The sequence below is a fragment of the uncultured Aquabacterium sp. genome (genome assembly GCF_913773725.1).
Classification (GTDB): Bacteria; Pseudomonadota; Gammaproteobacteria; order Burkholderiales; family Burkholderiaceae_C; genus Aquabacterium.
In genome coordinates this window covers 144,622-167,218 of sequence record NZ_CAJYGK010000034.1, presented here as the reverse complement: position 1 = coordinate 167,218, position 22,597 = coordinate 144,622, and the positions used below count along the sequence as shown (strand labels likewise).

The following is a 22,597-nucleotide window of genomic DNA, read 5'->3' as shown; positions in this document are numbered from 1 at the left end:
GGCCGCGCATTCAGGTTTCTTTCATCTTTCCTGATTACTGGGGACCCCATGCCACTCGTTTCCATGCGCCAGCTGCTGGACCATGCCGCCGAACACAACTACGGCATTCCGGCTTTCAACGTGAACAACCTGGAGCAGGTCCAGGCAGTGATGGCCGCGGCCGACGAGGTCGGTGCGCCGGTCATCCTGCAGGCGTCGGCCGGTGCCCGCAAGTACGCCGGTGAACCCTTCATCAAGCACCTGATCCAGGCCGCGTGCGAGATGTACCCGCACATCCCGCTGGTGATGCACCAGGACCACGGCACCAGCCCCAAGGTGTGCGAAGGCGCGATCAACCTGGGCTTCGGCTCGGTGATGATGGACGGCTCGCTGATGGAAGACGGCAAGACCCCGTCGTCCTTCGACTACAACGTCGACGTGACCCGCAAGGTGGTCGAGATGGCCCACAAGGTCGGTGTGACCGTGGAAGGCGAACTGGGCTGCCTGGGCAACCTGGAAACCGGTGATGCCGGCGAGGAAGACGGCATCGGCGCCGTGGGCAAGCTGGACCACAGCCAGATGCTTACCGACCCGGAAGAGGCCGCCACCTTCGTGAAGGCCACCCAGCTGGATGCCCTGGCCATCGCCATCGGCACCAGCCATGGCGCCTACAAGTTCTCGCGCAAGCCCACGGGCGACATCCTGGCCATCAGCCGCGTGAAGGAAATCCATGCCCGCATCCCCAACACCCACCTGGTGATGCACGGTTCCTCGTCGGTGCCCCAAGAGCTGCTGGCCATCATCAACCAGTACGGCGGCAAGATGAAGGAAACGTACGGCGTCCCGGTCGAGGAGATCCAGGAAGCGATCAAGTTCGGCGTGCGCAAGATCAACATCGACACCGACATCCGCCTGGCGATGACCGGTGCCGTGCGCAAGTTCATGGCCGAGAACCCGGACAAGTTCGACGCCCGCGAATGGCTCAAGCCGGCCCGCGAAGCCGCCAAGGCCGTGTGCAAGCAGCGTTACCTCGAATTCGGATGTGAAGGCCAGGCCGGCAAGATCAAGCCGATCGGTCTGAGTGAGATCGCTTCGATGTACGCCACGGGCAAGCTCGCCCAGATCGTGGCCTGATCGCGACCATCCCCCCTGTGTGAGCCCGGTCATGAACCGGGCCGCATCAGCCGACATGGCCCTGCGCCATGTCGGCTTTTTTGCGTCTGGGGTTTGGAGGCCGCCTGTGCTAAAACGGTGCACAGCGTCGGGCGTGCACATGCGCGGCACCGGCGCCCCATAAAACAAGGAGAGGTGCCATGAACCTCGACGTCCGGTCGCGCAACCATGTGACCCAGCTGGGCCGTGGTGAGCGCGTGCTCGTGCTCGGCCACGGGTTTGGTTGCGACCAGCGCATGTGGCGTTTCGTGGCGGCCGATCTGGCGCGCGAGCACCGCATCGTGCTGTTCGACTACGTGGGCAGCGGCCATTCCGACCTGCGGGCCTGGACGCCTCAGCGCTATGGCACGCTGCATGGCTACAAGCAGGATCTGCTGGACGTGCTCGACGCACTGGGGCACGAGCAGGTGGTCTTCATCGGCCACTCCATCAGCGGTTCGATCGGCGCCCTGGCCAGCATCGAGCGGCCGGAGCTGTTCGAGCGCCTGATCCTGGTGGGACCGAGCCCGCGCTTCATCAACGACGGCGACTACGTCGGGGGCTTCGAGCGCCAGGATGTGATGGACCTGCTCGACCTGATGGACCGCAACATGGTGGGCTGGGCCGAGATGCTGGCGCCGCTGGTGGTCAAGACCGCCACGCGGCCCGAGCGCGTGGCCGAGATGCGCGAAAGCCTGTGCGCGGGCGACCCGGCCATCGTGCGGCGTTTCGCCGAGGTCGTGTTCCTGTCCGACATTCGCGCCGAGTTGCCGCGTGTGCCGGCATCGGTGCTGATCATGCAGTGTGCGGACGACGCCGTGGCCCCCTTGGGTGTCGGGGATTACCTGCTGCGGCACCTCCCCCGTAGCAGGCTGGTGCGCATGGCGGCCACTGGGCATTGCCCGCATCTCAGTCACCCCGAGGAGACCCTTCTGCACATCTGTGCGGAGTTGGAACGGCCCGTGGTGGCCGCCGCGGCATGACCGACCTCGGACAGTCCGATGCGGCCTGGGCCGACGCCTTGCCGGGTGGTCTGCTTCGCGTGGATCCGGATGGCGTGATCCTGAACGCGAACGCCACACTCGCTCGCTGGACGGGGCGCGATGTGCTCTCCTTGCAAGGACAGATGGTCAGCGCCTTGTTTCCGCAGGCTGCGCGCCTGATGTGGCACACCTATGTGCTGCCTTTGCTGGCAACCCGTGGCGAGGTGGAAGAGGTCTCGATGCTGCTGCAGCGTGAGCACGGGGGCACGGTGGACGTGCTGCTGAGCGCCCGGCGGCAGCCGGATGGCAGCACGCTGGCGCTGCTGGCTCGCATCAAGGAACGCCGGCGACTGGAGTACCAGCTGCTGGCGATCAAGCGGGTGGCCGAGGAGGCGCCCGGCATGCTGTTTCAGCTGCGTGAATCGCCCGATGGTCGCTTGGCCTTCACCTACATGACGGAAGGGGTCCGCACCTTGTTTGGCGTGACATCGGCACAGGTTCTGGCCGATGCCGAAACATGGTGGGCGGTGCTGCACCCGGCGGACAGAGGGCTGTTGCGCGAAGCGATCCGACAGTCTGCGGCCACGCTGCGGCCCTTGCGCATGGAGTATCGGGTTCTGCTCGACGGACGCGAGCAATGGCGCGAAACCCATGCGTCACCGCTGGCGGAACTGGACGGCGCCGTGCTGTGGCACGGGTATGCGCAAGACATCACCGGGCGGAGGGAAACCGAGCAGCACCGCCACGAGCGCGAGGCCGCCGAGCGCGCCAGCCAGGCCAAGAGTGCCTTTCTGGCGCGCATGAGCCACGAACTGCGCACCCCGCTCAACGGCATCCTCGGCTTTGCGCGGCTGCTGCGCACCCAGGGTGCGCCGCTGGATCCCGATCAGCGGCGCAAGCTGGGCTACATCGAGGCGGCGGGCGACAGCCTGCTGCACCTGGTCAACGAGGTGCTGGAGCTTTCCCGCATCGAGGCTGGCCACACCAGCATCCATGTCCAGCCCACGCAGATCGATCCGGTGCTGCGACGGGCCATCCGGCTGGTCGAGCCCCTGGCCGAGTCGCGCCACGTGGCCCTGCAGCCGCCGGCTCAGCAGGGCTGGAGGGCGATGGCCGATGCAGGGCGGCTGCTGCAGGTGCTGCTCAACCTGCTGTCGAATGCGATCAAGTACGGGCCCGTCGGGGGCCAGGTGACGTTGTCGGTACAGGCTCAGGGCGAGATGGTCAACGTGAGCGTGCAGGATCAGGGGCCGGGCCTGTCGGACGCACAGCAGCGACAGCTCTTCCAGCCCTTCAACCGGTTGGGCGCCGAGCAGTCCGGCGTGGAGGGTGTGGGGCTGGGACTGGTCATCACCCGGGGGCTGGTTGAGCTGATGGGCGGGACGCTGTCCCTGAAGTCCGCGCCCGGGCAGGGCGCCTGTTTCACGGTGTCCCTGCAGGCGGTGCAGGGTGAGACTCCCGGAGAGGTTGCGCCGCACGAGCCCTGGGCATCGACGGGGGCCGGGGCGTTGGACGAGCTTCCCACGGGCGGGCCACAGCCCGAGCCCTCAGCCGAGCTGACCGCCCAGCCGGTGCACGACATCCTGTACGTCGAGGACAACCGGGTGAACGCCATCCTGATGACCTCTGTTTTCGAGGACCAGCCTGCGTTTCGTCTGACGGTGGCCGAAACCGGGCAGGAGGCCCTGGACCTTGCGGCCCGGATGCAGCCCAGTGTGCTGATGCTGGACATGCACCTGCCGGACATGGATGGGCTGGCGCTGCTCGCCGCGCTGCGTCGGCAGGCCCACCTGCGCCACGTGCCCGCGGTGGTCGTGTCGGCCGATGCCATGCCGGCGGACATCGAGCGCGCGATGGACGCCGGGTTCAGCGCCTACTGGACCAAGCCGCTGGACATTGCGCGGTTGATGTCCGAGTTGAAGGGGTTGGTGGTGGGGGCTCGGGACACGGGCCAGGGCGACCCGCTCGGGTGACGCATGACCGCCGATGCGCGCGTGCCGGTGGGCGTGACGGACAACAGGCGGCACAATGTCGGTTTGATGTCCGGGCCCGTCGCGCATGGCCGTCCGGATGTGCTTTTCTCTGCCGCCCACAGCCCATGACTTCTGCCCTCCATACCTCTGCCATCACCTCGTTGCCGCTGCTGGCCCGCGGCAAGGTTCGCGACAATTACGCCGTTGGTGACGACCGCATCCTGATGGTGGCCTCCGACCGCATCAGCGCGTTCGACGTGATCATGGGCGAGCCGATCCCCGGCAAGGGCGCGCTGCTGACCAAGATGGCGCTGTTCTGGTTCGACCTGCTGAAGGACGTGGCCCCCAACCACTTGACCGGGGAAGACCCGCTGAGCGTCGTGACGCCCGAGGAGCGCCCGCAGGTCGAGGGCCGCGCCATGCTGGTCAAGAAGCTCAAGCCCCTGCCGGTGGAGGCCGTCGTGCGGGGCTACCTGGCCGGCAGCGGCTGGAAGGAATACCAGGACAACGGCGAGGTGTGCGGCGTGAAGCTGCCCGCCGGCCTGAAGAACGCGAGCAAGCTGCCTGAGCCCATCTTCACCCCCGCCACCAAGGCCGAAGTGGGCGAGCACGACGAGAACATCTCGTTCGAGAAGATGAGCGAGATCATCGGCGCCGAGATGGCCGAGAAGGTGCGCGCGCTGGCGCTGAAGCTCTACAAGACCGCGGCCGATTACGCGCTGACCAAGGGCATCATCATTGCCGACACCAAGTTCGAATTCGGCCTGGACGAGCACGGCACGCTGACCGTGATGGACGAGGTGCTGACGCCCGATTCCTCGCGCTTCTGGCCCGCGGAAGGCTACGTCGAAGGCCGCAACCCGCCCAGCTACGACAAGCAGTTCCTGCGCGACTGGCTGGAGCAGGCCACGGTGAACGGCCAGCCCTGGGACAAGACCGCGCCGTCGCCCGCGCTGCCGCAGGAGGTCATCGAGAAGACTGCGGCCAAGTACGAGGAAGCGCTCACGCGGCTGACGGGCGCCTGAGCGGCCCGTGACCAGCCCCCCCTGGTGTCCGCTCAGGGGGTGGCGCACGGCGCGCCGCTGTGCGATAACTTGGGTGCGGCGAGTGGTTGAAGCGTCGAATCGTTCACGCAGTTCAACCGGAGCTCCCCATGCGCACCACGTTGACGTGTTCTGCGGCGCTTGCGCTGTGCCTTGCACTGGCTTGGCCGGTGCCCCACGCACGCGCGGCCGAGAAGCGGATCGACTCGACGATCGACCTCCGTGTCGCCGTCGAGGGCCGCGAGACCGGCCTGTTCATCGTGGCCGACCCGACCCCGACCTTGCTCCTCGACGAGGTGCTCACGGACGGAACGCGGCACGCCCGGTTTCGTCTGGGCATCGGATGTGGGCAGTGGCAGCTTGACGACGATGTCGCCTGGACCTTCGGGGAGATGCTGGCCGGGGTGCCCTGGGCGCTGCCTCGCGTGGACACCTACCTGTCGCCACAGGGGGCGAGCCGACTGACGTTCTACTGGAGCTTTCCCGGCAGTTGCCACGGCGGTTGCGGGATCACGCACGAACTGTCTTTCCGGCTCGACAGCCCGACATCCAGCCTGTTCGCGTGGGCGGGCGACGCGCCCACCGTGCCCGACCTCAACACGGCCCGGTTCAGCTGGGGACAGGGCCACAGCCTGTGGAGCATGAGGTGGCTGTACGGCCCGGAGGCGGACAGGCGGGTCACCCACTTCACGGTGGTACCGGAGCCGGACGCCGGGCTCTTGCTGGCGGGTGCCATGCTGGCCTCGGTGGGGACGTTCCGTCGCGGGCGCGCTTCGGCGCGCCTGACAAGGGCTCAGCGTCCCCGGGGCGGCTTGGCCGGCTCGCCGCTCAGTGCCTGGAGTTCGGCCAGTTCAGCCGCCCTCGCGGCGGCGAGTTCCGCCTCGCGCTGAGCCACATCGGCCGGCGCCGCCCAGCTGCGCAAGGCGAGGGCCGCGTCGTCCAGGCCGATGCGGGCCAGCGACGAGAACAGCGCGATGCCCACGTCCGATTCCTCGGTGGCGACTTCGGCCAGCACGGCCTGGGCGCTGCGCAGCGATTCCGCCTGCTCCTTGCGGTTGAGCTTGTCGGCCTTGGTAAGCAAGACCAGCAGCTTGACCTCGCCGGTGCGCACGCGCGGCGCGACGAAATCCAGCAGTTGCTGGTCCAGCTCGGTGAAGCCGTGCCGGGAGTCGACCATCTGCACGACGGCGGCCAGGTTGCGGCGCTGCGCCAGGTACTGCGCCATCACCTCCTGCCACCGCAGCTTGGCGGTGCGGTCGACGGCGGCATACCCATAGCCCGGCAGGTCGGCCCAGACCTGGTCCGGCGCGGCCTTGGGCCCGACCTGGAACAGGTTGATATGCTGGGTGCGGCCCGGCGTTTTGGACGCGAAGGCCAGCTGGCGCTGCTGTGCCAGGGTGTTGACCGCGGTCGACTTGCCGGCGTTGGACCGGCCGACGAAGGCGACCTCGGGCAGCTCGGAGGCGGGCAGCTGATCCAGCTTCGCTGCTGTGGTGAAGAAACGCGCCGAGTGAGTCCACGCCAGGGCGTCACGGGCCTCCGGAGACCACTCGGCTGCCTCCACCTTGCGGGGCGCGTGACGGGCGCGTCCGGGCGACGGCGTCACCGGGCGCGGGGGCTTCACACTGGACTTTGATCGGTTTGGCTTGGGTTGGCTCATGGGTCATTGTAAAATCCCTGGGTTTATCTGCATCAAAGTGACGCCGATTAGGCGGCCTTGACAGGCCGGTGGCGGTTTCGGCCGTCGTGGAAGCGGGCTCGGGCCCACTACACTTGTCGTCTCCCTGCAGCCCCATCAAAGCAACAAACAGCCCCTACGCCATGAAGCGCTTTTCGAACCTGATCGCCCTTGCCTCGGTGGCCCTGTCCCTGTCTGGTCTGGCCCATGGCGCCGAGACCAAAGCCGCCAAGCCGGACCTGGCTGCAGGTGAGTCCAAGGCCACGACCGTGTGCGCAGCCTGCCACGCCATCGATGGGTCGCGTGGCCTGGCCGCCAACCCGATCCTGCAGGGCCAGCACCCTGAGTACCTGGTCAAGCAGTTGATGGAGTTCAAGGAAGGCAAGCGCAAGAACGCCGTGATGAACGGCATGGCTGCGGCCCTGACGCCGGAAGACATGCGCAACGTCGCTGCGTTCTACGGCAGCAAGAAGATGCCGGTGGGCACGGCCAAGAACCAGGCACTGGTGGCCATGGGCGAAAAGATCTACCGTGGTGGCATCGCCAAGAAGGGCGTTCCGGCCTGTGCAGGCTGCCACAGCCCGAACGGCGCAGGCATCCCGGTGCAGTACCCGCGCCTGGGTGGTCAGCACGCCGACTACGTCAAGGCCCAGCTGACGGCCTTCCGTCAGGGCGAGCGCACCAACAACGCCCAGATGATCAGCATCTCGGCCAACCTGAGCGACAAGGAAATCGAGGCCCTGGCCGACTACGTGGCCGGCCTGCGCTGACCGCCGGTGAGCCGGTTCCGTCGGCACCCCGGGAACGCACCCGGGGGCTGACACAACAAGGCGGGAGACCCCGGATGGGGCGCCCGCCTTTTTTTGTTGCACCTGCGGCCGTCGGTCCGCGCGGTTCCATGACATGAGTGCCCTCCAGACCCCTGTGCCTTCCGCCCCGCCCGTCCGTCCGCCACATGTGTCCCGGCGGCGCGAGGCGCTGGAGCTGCTGGCCTCGATGCGCTTTGCCATCGCCCTGCTGACGGTGATCTGCATTGCCTCGGCCATCGGCACGGTGGTCAAGCAGGGCGAGCCGTTGGTCAACTATGTCGATCAGTTCGGTCCCTTCTGGGCGGACGTCTTCGGCACGCTGGGGCTGTACCGCGTCTACAGCTCGGCCTGGTTTCTGGTGATCCTGGCCTTTCTGGTCATCTCCACCAGCCTGTGCATTGCCCGCAACACGCCCAAGATCCTGGCGGACTGGCGCACCCACAAGGAGCATGTGCGCGCCAGCGCCCTGAAGGCCTTTCATCACCGCGCGGAAGGCCGCTTGGCCCGCCCGCTGGCCGAGGCCCAGCAGCATGTGGCCGGCCTGCTGGCCAGCCAGGGCTGGTCGGTGAAGACGCAGACCCGCAGCGAAGGCGCCGAGCAAGGCGTGATGTTCGGCGCGCGTCTGGGGGCAGCGAACAAGTTCGGCTACATCGCAGCCCATGCGGCCATCGTGCTGGTGTGCCTGGGTGGCCTGTTCGATGGTGACCTGATCATCAAGGTGCAGGCCTGGGCCAACCAGCTGCAGCCCTTCCAGGGGCGCATCGAGTCGGACCGCGGGCGCCTGAGCGTCGACAACCCGGCCTACCGGGCTCAGCTCTTCGTGCCCGAGGGGCAGCGCAGCGGGGCCGCCGTGGTCAACATGGAAGACGGCATGCTGGTGCAGCCGCTGCCGTTCGACATCGAGCTCAAGCGCTTCAAGGTCGAGTACTACGACACCGGCATGCCCAAGCGCTTTGCCAGCGACATCGTCATCCACGACGACCGCACGAAGACGAGCAAGCCTTTCACGGTGGAGGTGAACCATCCGGTCGTGTACGACGGGGTGACGATCTTCCAGTCGAGCTTCGAGGACGGTGGCTCGCGGGTGCGGCTCAAGGCCCGCGGGCTGGGGGCAGGCGCCGAGCCCGAGCGTCAGCTCGAGGCGCGTGTCAATGGCGACACCTTCACGGTGCCGCAGGCATGGTGGGTCAGCCAGGGCGGGGCCACCGGTGCCGGCGATGTGAAGCTCGAGGTGACCGAGCTGCGCGTGATCAACGTAGAAGACCTGAGCAGTGCGCGGCGTGGCGCGAGCGCGGCTGCCGCGTCGGCACCCGAGGCGGGCGCGACGGACGTGCGCGGGGTCAACCTGGGAGAACTGAGCAAGCACCTGGGGTCCGGGGCGCGCTCGCCCAATCCCAAGCAGCTGACCAACATTGGCCCGTCGATCACGTACAAGCTGCGCGATGCCGCGGGGCAGGCGCGCGAGTTCCAGAACTACATGGCCCCGATCACGCTGGACGACCAGCCGGTCTTCCTGCTCGGGGTGCGGGACACACCGGGCGAGCCTTTCCGCTTCCTGCGCGTGCCGGCGGACGACCGCATGGCGATCGACGGCTGGGTCCGGCTGCGTCGGGACCTGAACCGGCCCGCTCAGCGTGAAGAGGCGGCCCGCCGCTTCAGCCGTCTGGCCGCACCGGCCGACCGGAGCGATCTGCAGGCCCAGCTGGCCGAGTCCGCCCGGCGTGCGCTGGAACTGTTCGCCGGGGCCACGACGGCCACCGCCGAGGCCGCGGCCACCACGGGCGCTGCCGCTTCGGGGGCCACCAAGCCGGGCGGCGCTGCCGGGCGCGTCGGGGCAGGCGCGCTGATGGGCACCGACGCGGCGCCCCACGGCGGTCTTCAGGCTCTGGAGGACTTCATCACCGCCGTGGTGCCGGAGGCCGACCGTCAACGCACGGCGGCCACGCTGCTGCGGATCCTCAACGGGGCCTTGTTCGAGCTGGCCAACCTGGGGCGCGAGCAGGCGGGCCTGCCGCCGTTGAAGCCGGAGTCGCCGGCCGCCCAGGCCTTCATGACGCAGGCCGTGCTGTCGCTGACCGATGCGGTGTTCTACCCGGCACCGGTGATTTTCACGCTCGACGGCTTCGATCAGAAGCAGGCCAGCGTGTTCCAGGTCACGCGCACACCGGGTCGCAATGTGGTCTATCTGGGCTGTGTGTTGCTGATCGTCGGGGTCTTTGCCATGCTCTACATCCGCGAGCGCCGCCTGTGGGTGTGGCTGCAGGACGACGGGCAAGGTGGCAGTGCCGTGCGCATGGCGCTGTCCTCGACGCGCCAGACCCTGGACACCGACCGCGAGTTTGACCGTCTGCGCGAGGCCCTGCTGGGGGCATCGCCGGCCCCGCAGCCGGGTGTACCCGAAGCGCGGGCCTGATCCGAGGAGTACGAGAGATGAACACGACAACCTCCACCACCGCCCTGCCCGCGGCCACGGCCGCGCGCCGGCCCCTGGGTGACTGGCTGTTTGCGGCCCTGGTGCTTGCGGTGGCCGGTTGGGCCTGGCAGGCCCATGGCGCAGCGATGGACGGCTACGAGAAAGCGATCCTGGCGGGCGCGGTGCCCAGCCTGATCGCGCTGGCGTGGTTCTGGCGCCCCTTGCGTCTGCTGCTGGCTGGCTGCGGCCTGGCCACCTGGGCTGCCATGGCGCTGTACCTGCGTACGACCGACAACCATGGTGCCGACCTGGCGCAGGCCGACCACGTCTTCCTGCTCAAGTACTTCCTGTCCAGCCAGAGTGCCATCCTGTGGATGAGCGTGCTGTTTTTCCTCAGCACGGTGTTCTACTGGATCGGGGTGGTCAGCAAGGGCGACACGGCCACGCGGCTGGGCTCGCGCTTCGCGTGGGCGGGGGTGTTCATGGCCATCACCGGCACGCTGGTGCGCTGGTTCGAAAGCCACCAGATCGCCCCAGACATCGGCCACATCCCGGTGAGCAACCTCTACGAGGTGTTCGTGCTGTTCGCCTGGCTGACGACGGCGTACTGGCTGTACTACGAGGACCGTTTTGCCAGGATGGGCCAGTCGCTGGGCTCGCTCGGCGCCTTCGTGATGCTGGTGGTCAGTGCCTCGGTGGGCTTTCTGCTGTGGTACGCCGTGGTGCGCGGCGCCCACGAGATCCAGCCGCTGGTACCGGCCCTGCAGAGCTGGTGGATGAAGCTGCACGTGCCCGCGAACTTCGTGGGATACGGCACCTTCGCGCTGGCGGCCATGGTGGCCTTTGCCTACCTGGTGAAGCACCACGCGGGCGAGACCCGCTGGTGGAAGCTGGCCCCGTTGTGGCTGATGGGCGTGGTGCTGTGCTTCGAGCCGGTCGTGTTCCGGGCCAAGCCGGGCAGCGACGGGGGGCTGAGCGCCTACTGGGCGATCTACTTCGGCGTGGCAGCGCTGATCGTGGCGGGCATCGTCGCCTCGCGCCGGTCGATTGCGGCCCGATTGCCCGCCTTCGACGTGCTCGACGACGTCATGTACAAGGCGATCGCGGTGGGCTTTGCCTTCTTCACCATCGCCACCATCCTGGGCGCTTTCTGGGCCGCCGAGGCTTGGGGCGGCTACTGGAGCTGGGACCCGAAGGAAACGTGGGCCCTGATCGTGTGGCTGAACTACGCCGCCTGGCTGCACATGCGGCTGATGAAGGGCCTGCGCGGGTCGTTTGCCGCGTGGTGGGCGCTGGCCGGCCTGCTGGTGACCTCGTTCGCCTTCCTGGGCGTCAACATGTTCCTGTCGGGCCTGCACTCCTACGGGGAGCTCTGACCCGCGCTGGTGCGCGCCCGGGCCGCCCGACCTGGCCCGCCGCTTGCGTGCACCCAGCGCGCGATGGTCCGTTCTCCTTTGGCGTGTTCCACGTCCCTGCCGCCGGCTCGACCGGCGGCTTTTTTTTGGTGCGGGCGGTTCAAGTCGATCGGTGGCCGGTCGATAAAAATGCCATTCCATCATGCCGCTGCGCCCCGTTCCCATGCTCCATGTCCTGCGCGACGCCGAGGGCCGCCTCGTCAGCCTGCACCGTGAACCGGTGTCCGGTGGGGAGGCGCTGCCTCCCGATCACCCGGAGGTGGTGGCCTTTCTGGGGCAGGACCGGGGTCAGCAGCGCTTCGCCGCACTCGACGCCGATCTGGTGCGGGTGTTGGAAGACCTGATCGATGCGCTGATCCGACGCCACGTGATCAACATCACCGACCTGCCGGTGGAGGCGCAGGCCAAGCTGTTCGATCGCAAGCACTTTCGTGAAGGCATGCAGGCGCATGCGCTGTCGCTGTTCGGTGCGCTGGGGGCGGCTGAGGGGGGCGACCCCGCTCAGGCTCCGCCCGCATGGGGTGATCCAGGCTCGCCTTTGCCGGGAGCGCCGCGGACCTGATTCGCCCGCAGGGGGCGGCGCCCGCTCAGCCCTGCATGACGCGGTGCGTCAGTGCGGGCAGTTGGCGGCGCACGTCCTGCGTCCGTTGCCGATCCAGCCGGGCCATCACCACACCGGGCCCTTCGGGCTGTACGGCGAGCACCTCGCCCCACGGACCGATGGCCAGCGAGTGGCCGAAGGTGCGGCGGCCGTTTTCGTGCAGCCCGCCCTGTGCCGGCGCGAGCACGTGGCAGAGGTTTTCGACCGCGCGGGCGCGCAGCAGCAGTTCCCAGTGCGCGCGGCCGGTGGTGTCGGTGAAGGCCGCGGGCAGCACGATGAGGTCAAGGGCGTCCGGCTGGCCGAGGCGCCGGAACAGCTCGGGAAAGCGCAGGTCGTAGCAGACGCCCAGCCCGACGCGCCAGCGTTCGCCGGCCCGGTCGGTAAGCCAGAAGGCCGTGGGCGCCTGGCCCGGCGTCAGCGTGGCGGCTTCGTTGTAGCGGCGTTCGCCATCGTCGAAGCAGAACAGGTGGATCTTGTCGTAGCGGGCGACTCGCTGGCCCTCGGGGTCGTAGACCAGCGTGGTGTTGAAGACGTGACCGGGCTCGGGGCTCAGCAGAGGCAGGGTGCCCGCCACCAGCCACACGCGGTGCTGGCGGGCCGCCTGGGCGAGGGCCGCCTGCAGCGGCGCCGTGGCGGCGTCGGGTGCGGCCGCATCGGCCAGGGGTTCGGCGATGGCGAGCTTGTCGGCATCGCGTTGGCCCATCAGGCAGAAGTACTCCGGCAGGGCGACGAGTTCGGCGCCGGCCTGGGCTGCCTCGGCAATCAGGACCAGGGCCTGGGCAAGGTTGTCGGCCACGCGGGGCGTGGACACCATCTGGAGGGCTGCGACGTGCATGATGCGGGCGGTTGACGTGACCCTGCATCATCGGCGATGGCGGTGCTGCCCGGCAAGGTGGCGCCGTGGGGGCGCCGCTGCATCGGGCGATCCGTCCTGCAGAGGGTCAGTGTGTGCTCGCCACCCGGACGCCGCGGGACTCTGCGCCGTCGGCCGGCAGGGTCTCGAAAATCACCTCGACCACGATGCGGCTGCGCACGGCATGCGGGCCGAGTTGACCCGGGCTGAACCGGGCCTGCAGGAAGGCATCGTTGGCGGCGAGCTCGAACGCGGCTTCCAGCCGGTCGCCCACCGGGGCGGTGCGGCGGACATGGCCGCGCTCGTCGATGTAGAGGGCGAGCTTCATCCGCACCACCGGGCTGTCGGGGTGCACGCCCTCGGGGTAGTCGATCACGACCGGGCGCAGGGCTCGTGGGGCCTGGGTGAGCGCTTCACGCGGCAGCCAGCCGGCCGTCTGCTCGGCGGCTGGCGCACCGGGGGAGGCCTCCCCCGGCGGGAGCGAGGCCATCCGGGGCGCGGCGGAGGCATCTTCTCGGGGGGACGGCCGCGGTGCGTCGACGGGCACGGGCGCGTTGGCGTTCACCGGGGCATCTCTGGGGGCTGCAGCGTCTGCCACATCGGCAACAGGAGCGGTGCTCGACGCATCGGGCGGGCTGGACAGGGCGATGCCGGCAGCAGGCCGTGCGAGCCAGCGGACCTGCATGGCCCGCTGTGGGGCGTCGGCCGCCGCATGCGGCGCGGGAGCCGCCCCGTGTGCCGGCGCCGCCGCCATCCGGCCGTCCGGCTGCCCCGCGCCCGGGCCGCCCGCGCCTGTCAGCAGCAGGGCATGCATCGCCACGGCTGCGGTCAGCGGCCACAGCATGCGGGGCGGGGGCAGGGTGCCGGCCATGCTCAGGGCACCAGTTCGCGCCACGAGGTGCGCCGCGGCGTGTCACCCGGGGTGCCGGCGCGGGTGGCGGGCTTCTCGATGCGCAGCTCGGCGTTGCTCGACGGGATCAGCAGGCGCGAGGTGCCGTCGCTCAGCTGCACCCACGTCAGGCCCATGCCGAGGTTCTTGCCCAGCTTCTGGCCCGCGTTGCTGCTGCTGAGCACGGCCGAGCCGTTGTCGACGTTGAAGTAGTACAGCCAGGATTCGCCGGAGGCCGAGCAGGTGTCGCTCGTCGGGATGGCCGACACTGCAGCCAGCGTGTTGTATTGCAAGGCCATGTCGATGGCGATGCGCTCGTTGGCGTTGGGCAGGTCCACATACCAGCCGGCCTGGGTGCTCCAGTTGACCGAGCGGTCGGTGGCGGTGGCGGTGTTGCCCGACACGGTCAGTGTCTGGGCGACGACGTTGCTGCGACCGCGCAGCACGCCCCAGCCGGTGCTGGTCAGCGGGTCCTTGAAGGCGTAGATGGACTGGCCCAGGCCTTCCGTGGCGTCGTTGAGGTCGCTCTTGCCGAGGTAGCGCCCCGTGCCTGCCAGCACCACGGGGTAGGTCGCGCTGCCATAGCTTACTTCGGCGAGTTCGAGTCGGGCCGTCACGGGCTGGGCGTTGCCGTGCGCGTCCTGCAACTGGGCCAGCAGCGTGGCCTTGGGCGTGAAGGGGACACTGGTGCCGTCGGTGGCGGTCGTGGCCGGGCCGTCCACCTCGAAGCGCCAGACGTTGCCCTGCAGATCCGCCCCATAGAAGCGCAGGGCCGTGTTGTTGGCCACCTCGGGCACCCAGGCATTGATCTTCATCAGGCCACTGGGCGTGGTGGTGTTGCCGGCAGCAGTGGTGCCGGTCAGGTAGGTGGGCACCGCGTGCTGCAGCGCGCCGGTGGCGGCATTGAGCACGAAGAGGTGGCCATTGCCATTGCCCGGGCTGACGTTGTTGAGGCCCGAGGTCAGCACCACGACCCAGGTGCCATCCGCGCGCTTGGTCACCACGGGGGGGCCGTAGCTCAGGCCCAGGTTGTCATGGGTGAACTCCCACATCGCCCGGGGATTGAGCGGGTCGGTGATGTCCAGCGCGTAGTAGCCGCGGCCACCGGCGCCCAGGCCGCCCACCAGGATGGTCTTCCAGCTGGTACCGACCTTGATGTCGGCGACCACGGGGGGCGCGTCGACGTAGAAGCGGTGGCGGGTCGTGTACTCGGTGTCGGCCAGTCGGTAGAGATGGGGGATGACCATCGAGGGCACGAAGGCCCACATCTCGGCGCCGTTGTCGTCGCGGGCGGCCGAGAAGGCGTGCAGCATGCCGTCGTTGGCGGCCACGTAAAGCATGGGCTTGCGGCTGGCCTTCGACTGCTTGAACTCGCCATAGCCGGTGTCGCCGTAGCTGAACACGGGCGGTCCGACGTAGACCGGAGAGCCCCCGACGATGTCCCCGAGCTTGTGCTCACGGGCGCGGAACAGGCCGTAGTCCGGCAAGGCGCCGACTTCGTGCGTCGGGTCGCCGCGGAGGTAGGCCAGCAGGGCGGTGCCGTTGTTGGCCATGTCCAGAGGGCTTTGGGTGAAGCCGGCGGAGTTGGTGGTCTTGAGGCCTGCGCACTGGCCCGGGACGGGGGTCTTGCTGCACAGCCCGGTGAAGGCGGTGGAATGGCCATCTCCGGACAGGCTGCTCCAGGTGAAGTCGCGCAGCGTGTGGGTGGTGACGCCCTCGGTTGTCGAGCGGGCCATGTAATAGATGCTGCGGGTGCGGGCGGCGCTGGCATCGAGCTGGTTCAGCGAATCGAGCACGCTCCACGCCACGGTCTTGGTGATCTCGCCTGTGTCCTTGTCGACGGCAAAGTCATAGGCCTTCACATCGCCCGTCCACGCCACGGTGGCGTACGACGCCAGGTAGATCTGGTCGGCGCCCTGCACCGGCTCGAGCGAGCTGGTGGCGGCCGAGGTGCCGGCGCCGTTGGCCTTCTCGACGTCCTTGAAGACATTGTTGAGCGCGTCGGACAGGGTCTGGGGGTCGTTGGCGCTGAAGTAGCGGCCACGTCCGTTGACGGCCGCGTGCCACAGGTCGTCGACGTTGTTGGCCGAGCCGCCCGAGGTGGTCTCGCTCGGCACCGGCCATACCGCCGGTCCGTTCTTGAGGTTGACGTAGTCGCCGCTGGTCTGGGTGAGGTAGTTCGGGTCGTAAGCCAGCGTGCCCTTGACGCCCAGCCCGATGGTGAACGTCGTCATGTGCTGGTGGGTGGCGTTGTCCCGGTCGGAGACGGTCACGTCGTTGCTGCACACGTCCAGGCCCAGGCTGCCGGTGCAGTTGTTCAGGGCCGAGGTCCGCAGGTCGGTGCGGTAGTAGTACTGCGCCACATCAGACAGGCTGTTGCTCGAGCCACCGGAGGTCGTGGTCACGGCCTCGGGTTCGCTCTCGGTCTGGGTGGGCGTGACCAGATCGGCCTCGGCCGTGCTGTAGAGGTTGGGGCCGTTGGTGCTGAACAGCGATGACGATGAATAGCTCGGCGTGCTGGTGTAGCTGGTGGACGCCACGCAGGAGGTCTTGGTCGAGCCGGACACGGTGCCCCAGCTGCCCATGCTGCTGCTGACGGGCTGGTTCTCCACGCGGCTGCTTTCGGTGCTGCTGGCCACGGACCAGTCTCCGTAGACGTCGCGGGTGACGCGGCCGTTGGTGGTCTCGACCGTGTGCGTGCGGGTCTTGGTGACGTCGGCCACGACGGTGGTGCGGGTGTAGACCGTCTCGGTCTGCTGCTCCGTCCACTGGGTCACCTTCATGGGCTTGCTGGTGCCGCAGGTCCAGGTGTCCCGGACGCCGGTGTAGGCCGTGCGCCGGTAGTTCTTGAGCGTCTGGTAGGTCGACGCAGTCTGCTGCTGCGGCGACTGGCGGGTGATCGTGCTGGTCGAGGTGACGATGATGGCCGCCCCGTCGTACATCGGGCGGACTTCCAGGCCGTCCTGCTGGCCGACCCGTGTGGTGCCGTCCAGTTGCAGCGGGCCGTAGGTCGAGGTTTCGCTGCCGGTGTTCCAGTAGCCGTCGGTGGACAGCACCGCGTAGTTGCGCTGGCAGCTGTACTGGACCGGGTCGTTGCTGCTGGTCTGGCCAGGCGCCTTGCCGGCGTAGTAACGTCCGGCCTTGGCCAGGGCGCCGCGCAGGGGCGTGGTGCCGCCCGTCGGGGCCGTGAACAGCTGGCTGTAGAAACGCACCTTCTGCGCGTCGTCGAAATCGGCAATCGGCAGGAAGCTCGTACCCGTGACGGAGCTGTCACTGATGCGGGTGTAGCCGATGCGCTTCTTGTCGTCGAGGTCGTTGAAGGCCCGGCTGACACCGGTCTTCATTGTCAGCATGCGGGTGCGGTAGTAGCTGTACCAGTTGGCGTAGTTGCCGGCCTCGGCCGAGCTGGCGGGCACCGAAACGCTGGTGAAAACGCCCGATCCGGGGGCGTTGCCGACGCGGCTGCGGCATTCCTTGTAGAAGGTGCTGGAGGTGTCGACGCCGCTGCTGGTGTAGGTCCAGTTCAGTGCGCGCTGGCCCCCGCTGTAGGTGTAGTAGGTGCCACCTGCCGCGTTGACCGTGCTGACCGGGCCGACCGTCCAGCTGCGGTAGGTGCCGGTGGCCGAGGCGAAGTCCAGCGTGAACGTGACATTCGAGCCGCTGACCGCCGTGACGATGCCTGTGACCCAGTGAGCGGGGTTCTCGGTGGCGATGGCCGCGATGCGGTTGCCGACCTTGATGTTGGTGGCGCTGGCGACCGTCAGCAAAGCGGAGGCCGCAGCCACGGTCACGCCGGTGCGGGTGTTGGTGCCCACGGCCGGCATGGTCAGGCTGGTGCTGCTGGTGGTGCCCAGGTCCGTGCCGATCGTCGGCTGAAAGCCGTTCGACCAGGCCGAGCCGATCGCCATGGCGGGAAACACCCGGCCATCGGCCGTTTGCGGGCGCTCGTACGTGATGGCGGGGTTGTAGGCCACGCCGTTGCATTGTGCAGCCTTGTAGCCGTAGGTGTCCGAGGCGCTCATCTCATCGGGCATGAATTCCCACGACATCGAGCCCGAGTCATCGAGGATGAACAGAATGTTGGGCTTGGCGGCCGTCTGCGAGGTGATCAGGGGTTCGCTGGCGATGTCGGTCAGCCCGCCGTGGGCCAGGGGGGCGTGCAGCAGGGCCATCACGGCCGACAGGACGGCGGCGGAGCGCAGGGCGAAGGGGCGGTTCAGCATCGGTCTGCTCCTGAGTCGGGTCAGAAATGCACCAGGGTCTCGGTGTAGCTGACGGTGTTGCGATCGCCCTGGATCCGCACGATCACGCGGTAGTAGGGGCTGGCGGTGCTGCCGAAGCGGGCGTAGTCGGCGTAATCCAGCTTGCCGCGCTTGGTCGAGCCGCCCCCCGTGCCCGTGGTGGGCATGGCGCAGGTCTCCGGGTTGATGGCCCCCTCGCTCTGGCACATGCGGAAGATCACGTACTGAGCCGACCAGTTGGCAGGCAGGCTGGTGGTGGCGGCCTTGGGGGCGTACTTGCAGCCCACGCGGTTCTGGCTGACGTGGGTGCACAGCGGCTCCCAGATGATCAGCTCGCGCGCGGTGTCGTTGGGCAGTTGCTGGCCCGTGATGTCGAGCTTGCCGTTGTCGACCATGGCGTAGTAGCCAGCGGTGCTGGCGCTGACCGTCTTGTCCGAGATGGACACGCGCAGGGCATTGATGGCCTCTTGCGCGACCGTGTCGGCCGTCAGCGTGGCCGATTGCTTGAAGCCGAGGTTGCCCAGCACCAGCGTGCCGGTGCCGACCGAGCGCACCAGCGCCACGCCGGCGAGCGACAGCGCCACCAGGGCCAGCAGCGAGAAGATGAGCGAGACGCCCCGAAGGGCGGGGCGAGGCGTGGGGACGCAGCGCATGGTCGGGGCCTTCCTCAGCTGTTCCACAGCACGTTGCGCAGCGGCACGACCGTGTCGAACACGCGGTAGCGGTAGTGCTGCCACTCGGTGTCCGTGCTGGGCGTGGCGAAGTTCACCTTCAGCGTGTAGCAGCGGTCGCCCGTGACGCCGGCGGTGCAGGTGGCGGTGGGGTTGGCTGCGCTGATCGACAGCGTGTCCGTGCCGCCCAGATTCCATTGCGGCTCGGCCGTGGTCACCGCATCCTTTTCGCGGTTGCTGCTGCGCGCCACCAGGGCCACCCGCACATTGAGCACCCGCGACCATGTCATGAAGTCGGACGGGGTGGTGTCGGTGTACTGGTCGACCACGCCGTTGCCGTCGTTGTCCAGCCCGTACAGGGCCTGCAGGTTGACGATCTGGGCGAACACGACGCGGGGTGGCGAGGTGCCGTTGGCTTCGGCCCCGGCCTCGGCGCCGCTGGTGGCCGACAGCTCGGTGTAGACCAGGTTGTTGCCGATGACGCCATAGACGCGGTTGACCATGCGGCCGAGGTTCACGAGCGTGGCACCCGAGGCATAGCCGCCGCTGGGGAACACGGCGGACTCGGTGTTCCAGCCGGTGCTGCCGGCGGCGTGGGGCACGTTGGTGGCGGTCAGGCTGAAGGTGCTGTCGGGCATCACCTGAAAGAGCGTGCACGGTGCGGAACTGCTCCACGTGGCGGGCACGGCGACGGCCAGATCGCCTTGTGTCAGGCTGAAGGCCGAGCGGACGGTGAACACGCCGGCGGTCTGAGCGTGGGCGGCCGTGAGGACCGAGGGCACGGCCGCACCGGCGCTGTCGCTGCGCAGCACGCGCAGCACGTCCGGTGCCCCCGAGGTGCCTTGGGCGATGACGATGGGGGCCAGGGTGAAGCTGCCGGCTGTGGCGGCAGCGGCGCCCGAGCTGCCCTTGTAGCGGTAGTTCACCGGGCAACCGAGTGCGCCCGGGTTCACGGCCAGGCCATAGCCGGCGTTCTGCAGTTCACGCTGCAGGGTGAACAGGGCCAGCGTGCCGTTGACCTGGGCGTCCGAACCCGAGGTGGCCGAGCGCTTCTGGCCTTCGGCGCGCAACAGCACCTGCGAGACGATGACGGTCGTGAGCATGGCGAGCACCATGCCGACCATGACCTCGACCAGCGTGAAGCCGGCGGTGGCGCGTGGGGATGAGAGTGGGGCGCGCATGCTCACTGGGCCGCGACGATGGTCGTCTGCGTGCTGTAGTTGCGGGTTTCGCCGTTGGCGGTCTTCCAGCGCAGCACGATGGAAACGAGGTTGCCGGACACCGTCACGCTCTGGGTCTGGCCGGCGCTGCCGGGCAGCACTGCGGCCAGCTTGTTGCGCCATTCCTGGCAGGTCGCGTAGGTCGTGGGGCAGCCGTTGTATTCGGCCAGGTTGCGCAAGTCGCCCCACATGCGGGCCTGCAGTTCCGACGCCAGGTAGGCGGCATCGGCGCGGTCGCGCGCTTCGGCCTGGGCCTTGTTCATGCGGCCCTGCAGCCCGATCAGGGCCAGCACGCCGATGGCGAAGATCACGGCGCTGACCAGCACCTCGATCAGCAGGATGCCGCGCTGCATGCGGCGAGTCAGACGGGGAACGGCGGGGCGCGTCATGGCGAGGGCGATCCGGAAGAGCCGCCGGCGGTGGGGACGGTGTAGTCGCAGCGCCGAGCGTCGGTGCCGCTCACGGCAGGGTCACACAGACGGATCTGTCCGCCGGGCGTGACCTCGATGCGCAGGCCACGGTCGTCGGTGCGGCGGCTGCCTGTGGGGTAGGCGATGGCGATCGCGTGCAGGTCTGTCCCGACGCTGGCGGTGGCGATGCGCCCGAAGCCATCGAACGTGACCTGACTGGCACTGGTGCTCAGGTCGGTGCGGGTGCCCGCGACCGTCACCGGGCTGCCGCCGCCCGCGTTGTGCGCCACGACCAGTCGGGGGTCATCGGTGGCCGATGGGGCGCTGCCGCACTTGCCAGCGGGGTCGTCCAGGCTGACCACCCAGGAGGTGCCCGTGGCAGACACGGTGCAGTCGTTGTTCAGGGTCTGCGCGTCGGTCAGGTTGACCAGCCAGAAGGTGACAGGCACGTTGCGGCGCACGGCCTCGGCCCGGGCGCGTTGCAGGCCGCTCTGCATGGACTCGGCCATGTTGCGGATGCGCTGGTTGCGCAGCCAGGCGCTGACGTCCGGCATGACGGCCGCCAACGCGAGACCGAGGATGGTGATGGCCACCACCAACTCGATCAACGTGAAGCCGTGGACAGGGCGCCGCATGGTTTTGTTCACTCAGTCGCAGGACGAGGCCGAGCGGCTCGCCCAGCACGTCAGCGCGACGGTGGTGCCCGCAAAGCGCGTGGTGGCCCTCACGTCGTTGCTGTTGAGCGTGTAGACGAAGGTGGCGCTGCCGCCCGAAGGGGCGACGGCACCGGCCTTGCCCGTGGCCGTGAGGGTGTAGGCCTGGCCTGAGCTCGCCGTGACACACGTCAGGTCGAAGAAGCGCGTGGCGGTGGTCGCGGGCATGGCGACCCCGCACGTGGTGCCGGTGGTTGCGCCGTAGTTCTTGTTGTCCTGGTAGTACTGCTCCATCCGCACGCCAAAGTCGGCGAGCAGGGTGAAGGCCTCCTGCAGCTGACCGCGCCGCACGTAGTCGGTGTAGGCGGGCAGGGCCACGCTGGCCAGGATGGCCACGATGGCCACGGTGATCATGACCTCGATCAGCGTGAAGCCGGAGGTCGTCGATCGACGGATGAAATGAGTGGTGTGCGCCATGCCTGCGTCCCGGGGTTGGGGAAATCATGTCCGGTGGAGGCCGATTGTTGGCGGCCCGGACGGCAGGGCATGGGCGGAAAACCGTGCGAAAGTGCGCGCAATCCCGCGGGCTTACGGTTTGTCACAGGCGGGGTGCGTCGTGGCGCTGGCCGGCGGATGCCGTTCGTCGTGGCAGATCGACCGGCCTTCCGTGTCAGGCCATCGGGCGCATGCGGCGCTGTGGGTCAATCGCCACGGGCCACCGGGCGGGCCGGGTCGGCGCACCACGCGCTCCAGGAGCCGCCGTACAGGCGCATGGCAGGCAGCCCGGCGTGGGCCATGGCCAGTGCGTTGTGGCAGGCGGTCACGCCCGAGCCGCATTGGTGGACGAGGGTGTCCAGCGGCCGTCCGTCCAGCACCGTGTCGAAGGCCGCACGCAGGGCGTCGGGGGGCAGAAAGTGGCCGTCCGGACCCAGGTTGAGCTGGAAGAACCGGTTGAGCGCACCGGGGATGTGGCCGCCGACGGGATCCAGCGTCTCGTTCTCGCCGCGGAAGCGGTCCGGTGCGCGGGCATCGAGCAACTGCAGGCGCGCGGCGTCCCCCAGGGCTGCGGCCACGTCTTCCGTGGTGACCAGCCACGCCGCACGCGGGGCCGCGGTGAAGTCGCCCGGGGGCGGTGGGGGCGGTGCGTCGGCGGTGATGGGCGCGCCGGGCAGCGCCTGCCAGGCGGGCCAGCCCCCGTCGAGCACCTGCACCGCGTCGTGCCCCAGCCAGCGCAGCATCCACCACAGGCGCGCGGCAAACATGCCGCCCTGGGCGTCGTAGGCCACGACCCGGGTGCCCGGCCCCATGCCCCATTGCCGCAGCGTGCGGACCAGGGTGTCGACGGGGGGCAGGGGATGGCGGCCGTTCTGCCCGGTCTTCGTGCCGGACAGGTCGCGGTCCAGGTCGGCGTGCCGGGCGCCGGGAATGTGTCCCTGCGACCAGGCAAGGCGGCCGGCGGCCGGGTCGGCCAGGTTGAAGCGGCAGTCCAGCACGCACAGGGTGGGCGGGCGCTGTCCGACGAGGTCGGCCAGTTCGGCGGCGCTGATCAGCGGGGGCAGGAGGGCGGTCATGGCTGGGCGGTGATCGGTCAACCACCGCATCGTGCCACGGCCG

At 68.8% G+C, this 22,597-nt stretch carries 19 protein-coding genes; 9 read left to right on the top strand and 10 right to left on the bottom strand.

The genetic code is table 11. The annotated features are described in order from the left end of the window. Positions 1 to 48: 48 nt before the first annotated feature. The 5 genes from fba (at position 49) to QZ709_RS04115 (ending at position 6,020) form a co-directional block, all read left to right on the top strand. Entirely contained in the window at positions 49 to 1,113 is a 1,065-nt protein-coding gene (gene fba / locus QZ709_RS04135; RefSeq protein WP_294636071.1) for a class II fructose-bisphosphate aldolase, read from the top strand. A gap of 179 nt (positions 1,114 to 1,292) precedes the next feature. Continuing rightward, positions 1,293 to 2,114, top strand: a complete 822-nt coding sequence (locus QZ709_RS04130) for an alpha/beta hydrolase (protein WP_294636070.1) — start codon at positions 1,293 to 1,295, stop codon at positions 2,112 to 2,114. Continuing rightward, positions 2,111 to 4,087: a hybrid sensor histidine kinase/response regulator gene (locus QZ709_RS04125; protein WP_294636069.1), complete on the top strand. Its 1,977-nt coding sequence runs from the start codon at positions 2,111 to 2,113 to the stop codon at positions 4,085 to 4,087. The genes QZ709_RS04130 and QZ709_RS04125 overlap by 4 nt, the downstream gene beginning before the upstream one ends. A 125-nt stretch (positions 4,088 to 4,212) precedes the next feature. After that, entirely contained in the window at positions 4,213 to 5,112 is a 900-nt protein-coding gene (locus QZ709_RS04120) for a phosphoribosylaminoimidazolesuccinocarboxamide synthase (RefSeq protein WP_294636068.1), read from the top strand. 128 nt (positions 5,113 to 5,240) lie between these two features. Further along, positions 5,241 to 6,020, top strand: a complete 780-nt coding sequence (locus QZ709_RS04115) for a hypothetical protein (protein ID WP_294636067.1) — start codon at positions 5,241 to 5,243, stop codon at positions 6,018 to 6,020. Here QZ709_RS04115 and yihA read toward each other — a convergent pair. Continuing rightward, complete coding sequence (gene yihA / locus QZ709_RS04110; protein WP_294636089.1) at positions 5,924 to 6,694, bottom strand: ribosome biogenesis GTP-binding protein YihA/YsxC; 771 nt, start codon at positions 6,692 to 6,694, stop codon at positions 5,924 to 5,926. The genes QZ709_RS04115 and yihA overlap by 97 nt on opposite strands. A gap of 257 nt (positions 6,695 to 6,951) precedes the next feature. Between yihA and QZ709_RS04105 the strand changes: the two genes are divergently transcribed. The 4 genes from QZ709_RS04105 (at position 6,952) to QZ709_RS04090 (ending at position 12,007) form a co-directional block, all read left to right on the top strand. Then, positions 6,952 to 7,578, top strand: coding sequence for a c-type cytochrome (locus QZ709_RS04105; RefSeq protein ID WP_294636066.1), 627 nt, complete (start codon positions 6,952 to 6,954; stop codon positions 7,576 to 7,578). 133 nt (positions 7,579 to 7,711) lie between these two features. Beyond that, positions 7,712 to 10,030 carry a cytochrome c biogenesis protein ResB gene (locus QZ709_RS04100; RefSeq protein ID WP_294636065.1) on the top strand — a complete coding sequence of 773 codons (2,319 nt, stop codon included), beginning with the start codon at positions 7,712 to 7,714 and terminating at the stop codon, positions 10,028 to 10,030. Between the two features lie 17 nt (positions 10,031 to 10,047). After that, on the top strand, positions 10,048 to 11,406 hold the full coding sequence (gene ccsB / locus QZ709_RS04095) for a c-type cytochrome biogenesis protein CcsB (protein WP_294636064.1): 1,359 nt from the start codon (positions 10,048 to 10,050) through the stop codon (positions 11,404 to 11,406). Between the two features lie 181 nt (positions 11,407 to 11,587). After that, on the top strand, positions 11,588 to 12,007 hold the full coding sequence (locus QZ709_RS04090; RefSeq protein ID WP_294636063.1) for a hypothetical protein: 420 nt from the start codon (positions 11,588 to 11,590) through the stop codon (positions 12,005 to 12,007). A gap of 25 nt (positions 12,008 to 12,032) precedes the next feature. On the opposite strand, the gene QZ709_RS04085 is transcribed toward QZ709_RS04090, so the two are convergent. The 9 genes from QZ709_RS04085 to QZ709_RS04045 all read right to left on the bottom strand — a co-directional run bounded on the left by QZ709_RS04085 (position 12,033) and on the right by QZ709_RS04045 (position 22,554). Then, positions 12,033 to 12,881, bottom strand: a complete 849-nt coding sequence (locus QZ709_RS04085) for a carbon-nitrogen hydrolase family protein (RefSeq protein WP_294636062.1) — start codon at positions 12,879 to 12,881, stop codon at positions 12,033 to 12,035. Between the two features lie 106 nt (positions 12,882 to 12,987). Continuing rightward, a complete protein-coding gene (locus QZ709_RS04080) occupies positions 12,988 to 13,770 on the bottom strand; it encodes a hypothetical protein (RefSeq protein ID WP_294636061.1) in 783 nt (260 codons plus the stop codon). Positions 13,771 to 13,772: 2 nt separating this feature from the next. After that, entirely contained in the window at positions 13,773 to 18,011 is a 4,239-nt protein-coding gene (locus QZ709_RS04075) for a PilC/PilY family type IV pilus protein (protein WP_294636060.1), read from the bottom strand. 20 nt (positions 18,012 to 18,031) lie between these two features. Next, on the bottom strand, positions 18,032 to 18,682 hold the full coding sequence (locus tag QZ709_RS04070; RefSeq protein WP_294636059.1) for a pilus assembly protein PilX: 651 nt from the start codon (positions 18,680 to 18,682) through the stop codon (positions 18,032 to 18,034). Between the two features lie 14 nt (positions 18,683 to 18,696). Next, entirely contained in the window at positions 18,697 to 19,881 is a 1,185-nt protein-coding gene (locus QZ709_RS04065; RefSeq protein WP_294636058.1) for a PilW family protein, read from the bottom strand. A 2-nt stretch (positions 19,882 to 19,883) separates the two neighbouring features. Continuing rightward, complete coding sequence (locus QZ709_RS04060) at positions 19,884 to 20,309, bottom strand: prepilin-type N-terminal cleavage/methylation domain-containing protein (RefSeq protein ID WP_294636057.1); 426 nt, start codon at positions 20,307 to 20,309, stop codon at positions 19,884 to 19,886. Further along, positions 20,306 to 20,965, bottom strand: a complete 660-nt coding sequence (locus QZ709_RS04055; RefSeq protein ID WP_294636056.1) for a GspH/FimT family pseudopilin — start codon at positions 20,963 to 20,965, stop codon at positions 20,306 to 20,308. Before QZ709_RS04055 ends, QZ709_RS04060 begins: the two co-directional genes overlap by 4 nt. A gap of 12 nt (positions 20,966 to 20,977) precedes the next feature. After that, complete coding sequence (locus QZ709_RS04050) at positions 20,978 to 21,460, bottom strand: type IV pilin protein (protein WP_294636055.1); 483 nt, start codon at positions 21,458 to 21,460, stop codon at positions 20,978 to 20,980. Positions 21,461 to 21,684: 224 nt separating this feature from the next. Continuing rightward, positions 21,685 to 22,554, bottom strand: coding sequence for a sulfurtransferase (locus QZ709_RS04045; RefSeq protein WP_294636054.1), 870 nt, complete (start codon positions 22,552 to 22,554; stop codon positions 21,685 to 21,687). Positions 22,555 to 22,597 lie beyond the last annotated feature (43 nt).

What these genes read in the sequence shown, in the direction of transcription:
- fba (WP_294636071.1), top strand. Translation starts at nt 49, where the DNA reads ATGCCACTCGTTTCCATGCGCCAGCTGCTGGACCATGCCGCCGAACAC.
- QZ709_RS04130 (WP_294636070.1), top strand. Translation starts at nt 1,293, where the DNA reads ATGAACCTCGACGTCCGGTCGCGCAACCATGTGACCCAGCTGGGCCGT.
- QZ709_RS04125 (WP_294636069.1), top strand. Translation starts at nt 2,111, where the DNA reads ATGACCGACCTCGGACAGTCCGATGCGGCCTGGGCCGACGCCTTGCCG.
- QZ709_RS04120 (WP_294636068.1), top strand. Translation starts at nt 4,213, where the DNA reads ATGACTTCTGCCCTCCATACCTCTGCCATCACCTCGTTGCCGCTGCTG.
- QZ709_RS04115 (WP_294636067.1), top strand. Translation starts at nt 5,241, where the DNA reads ATGCGCACCACGTTGACGTGTTCTGCGGCGCTTGCGCTGTGCCTTGCA.
- QZ709_RS04105 (WP_294636066.1), top strand. Translation starts at nt 6,952, where the DNA reads ATGAAGCGCTTTTCGAACCTGATCGCCCTTGCCTCGGTGGCCCTGTCC.
- QZ709_RS04100 (WP_294636065.1), top strand. Translation starts at nt 7,712, where the DNA reads ATGAGTGCCCTCCAGACCCCTGTGCCTTCCGCCCCGCCCGTCCGTCCG.
- ccsB (WP_294636064.1), top strand. Translation starts at nt 10,048, where the DNA reads ATGAACACGACAACCTCCACCACCGCCCTGCCCGCGGCCACGGCCGCG.
- QZ709_RS04090 (WP_294636063.1), top strand. Translation starts at nt 11,588, where the DNA reads ATGCCGCTGCGCCCCGTTCCCATGCTCCATGTCCTGCGCGACGCCGAG.
- QZ709_RS04085 (WP_294636062.1), bottom strand. Translation starts at nt 12,881, where the DNA reads ATGCACGTCGCAGCCCTCCAGATGGTGTCCACGCCCCGCGTGGCCGAC.
- QZ709_RS04080 (WP_294636061.1), bottom strand. Translation starts at nt 13,770, where the DNA reads ATGGCCGGCACCCTGCCCCCGCCCCGCATGCTGTGGCCGCTGACCGCA.
- QZ709_RS04075 (WP_294636060.1), bottom strand. Translation starts at nt 18,011, where the DNA reads ATGCTGAACCGCCCCTTCGCCCTGCGCTCCGCCGCCGTCCTGTCGGCC.
- QZ709_RS04070 (WP_294636059.1), bottom strand. Translation starts at nt 18,682, where the DNA reads ATGCGCTGCGTCCCCACGCCTCGCCCCGCCCTTCGGGGCGTCTCGCTC.
- QZ709_RS04065 (WP_294636058.1), bottom strand. Translation starts at nt 19,881, where the DNA reads ATGCGCGCCCCACTCTCATCCCCACGCGCCACCGCCGGCTTCACGCTG.
- QZ709_RS04060 (WP_294636057.1), bottom strand. Translation starts at nt 20,309, where the DNA reads ATGACGCGCCCCGCCGTTCCCCGTCTGACTCGCCGCATGCAGCGCGGC.
- QZ709_RS04055 (WP_294636056.1), bottom strand. Translation starts at nt 20,965, where the DNA reads ATGCGGCGCCCTGTCCACGGCTTCACGTTGATCGAGTTGGTGGTGGCC.
- QZ709_RS04050 (WP_294636055.1), bottom strand. Translation starts at nt 21,460, where the DNA reads ATGGCGCACACCACTCATTTCATCCGTCGATCGACGACCTCCGGCTTC.
- QZ709_RS04045 (WP_294636054.1), bottom strand. Translation starts at nt 22,554, where the DNA reads ATGACCGCCCTCCTGCCCCCGCTGATCAGCGCCGCCGAACTGGCCGAC.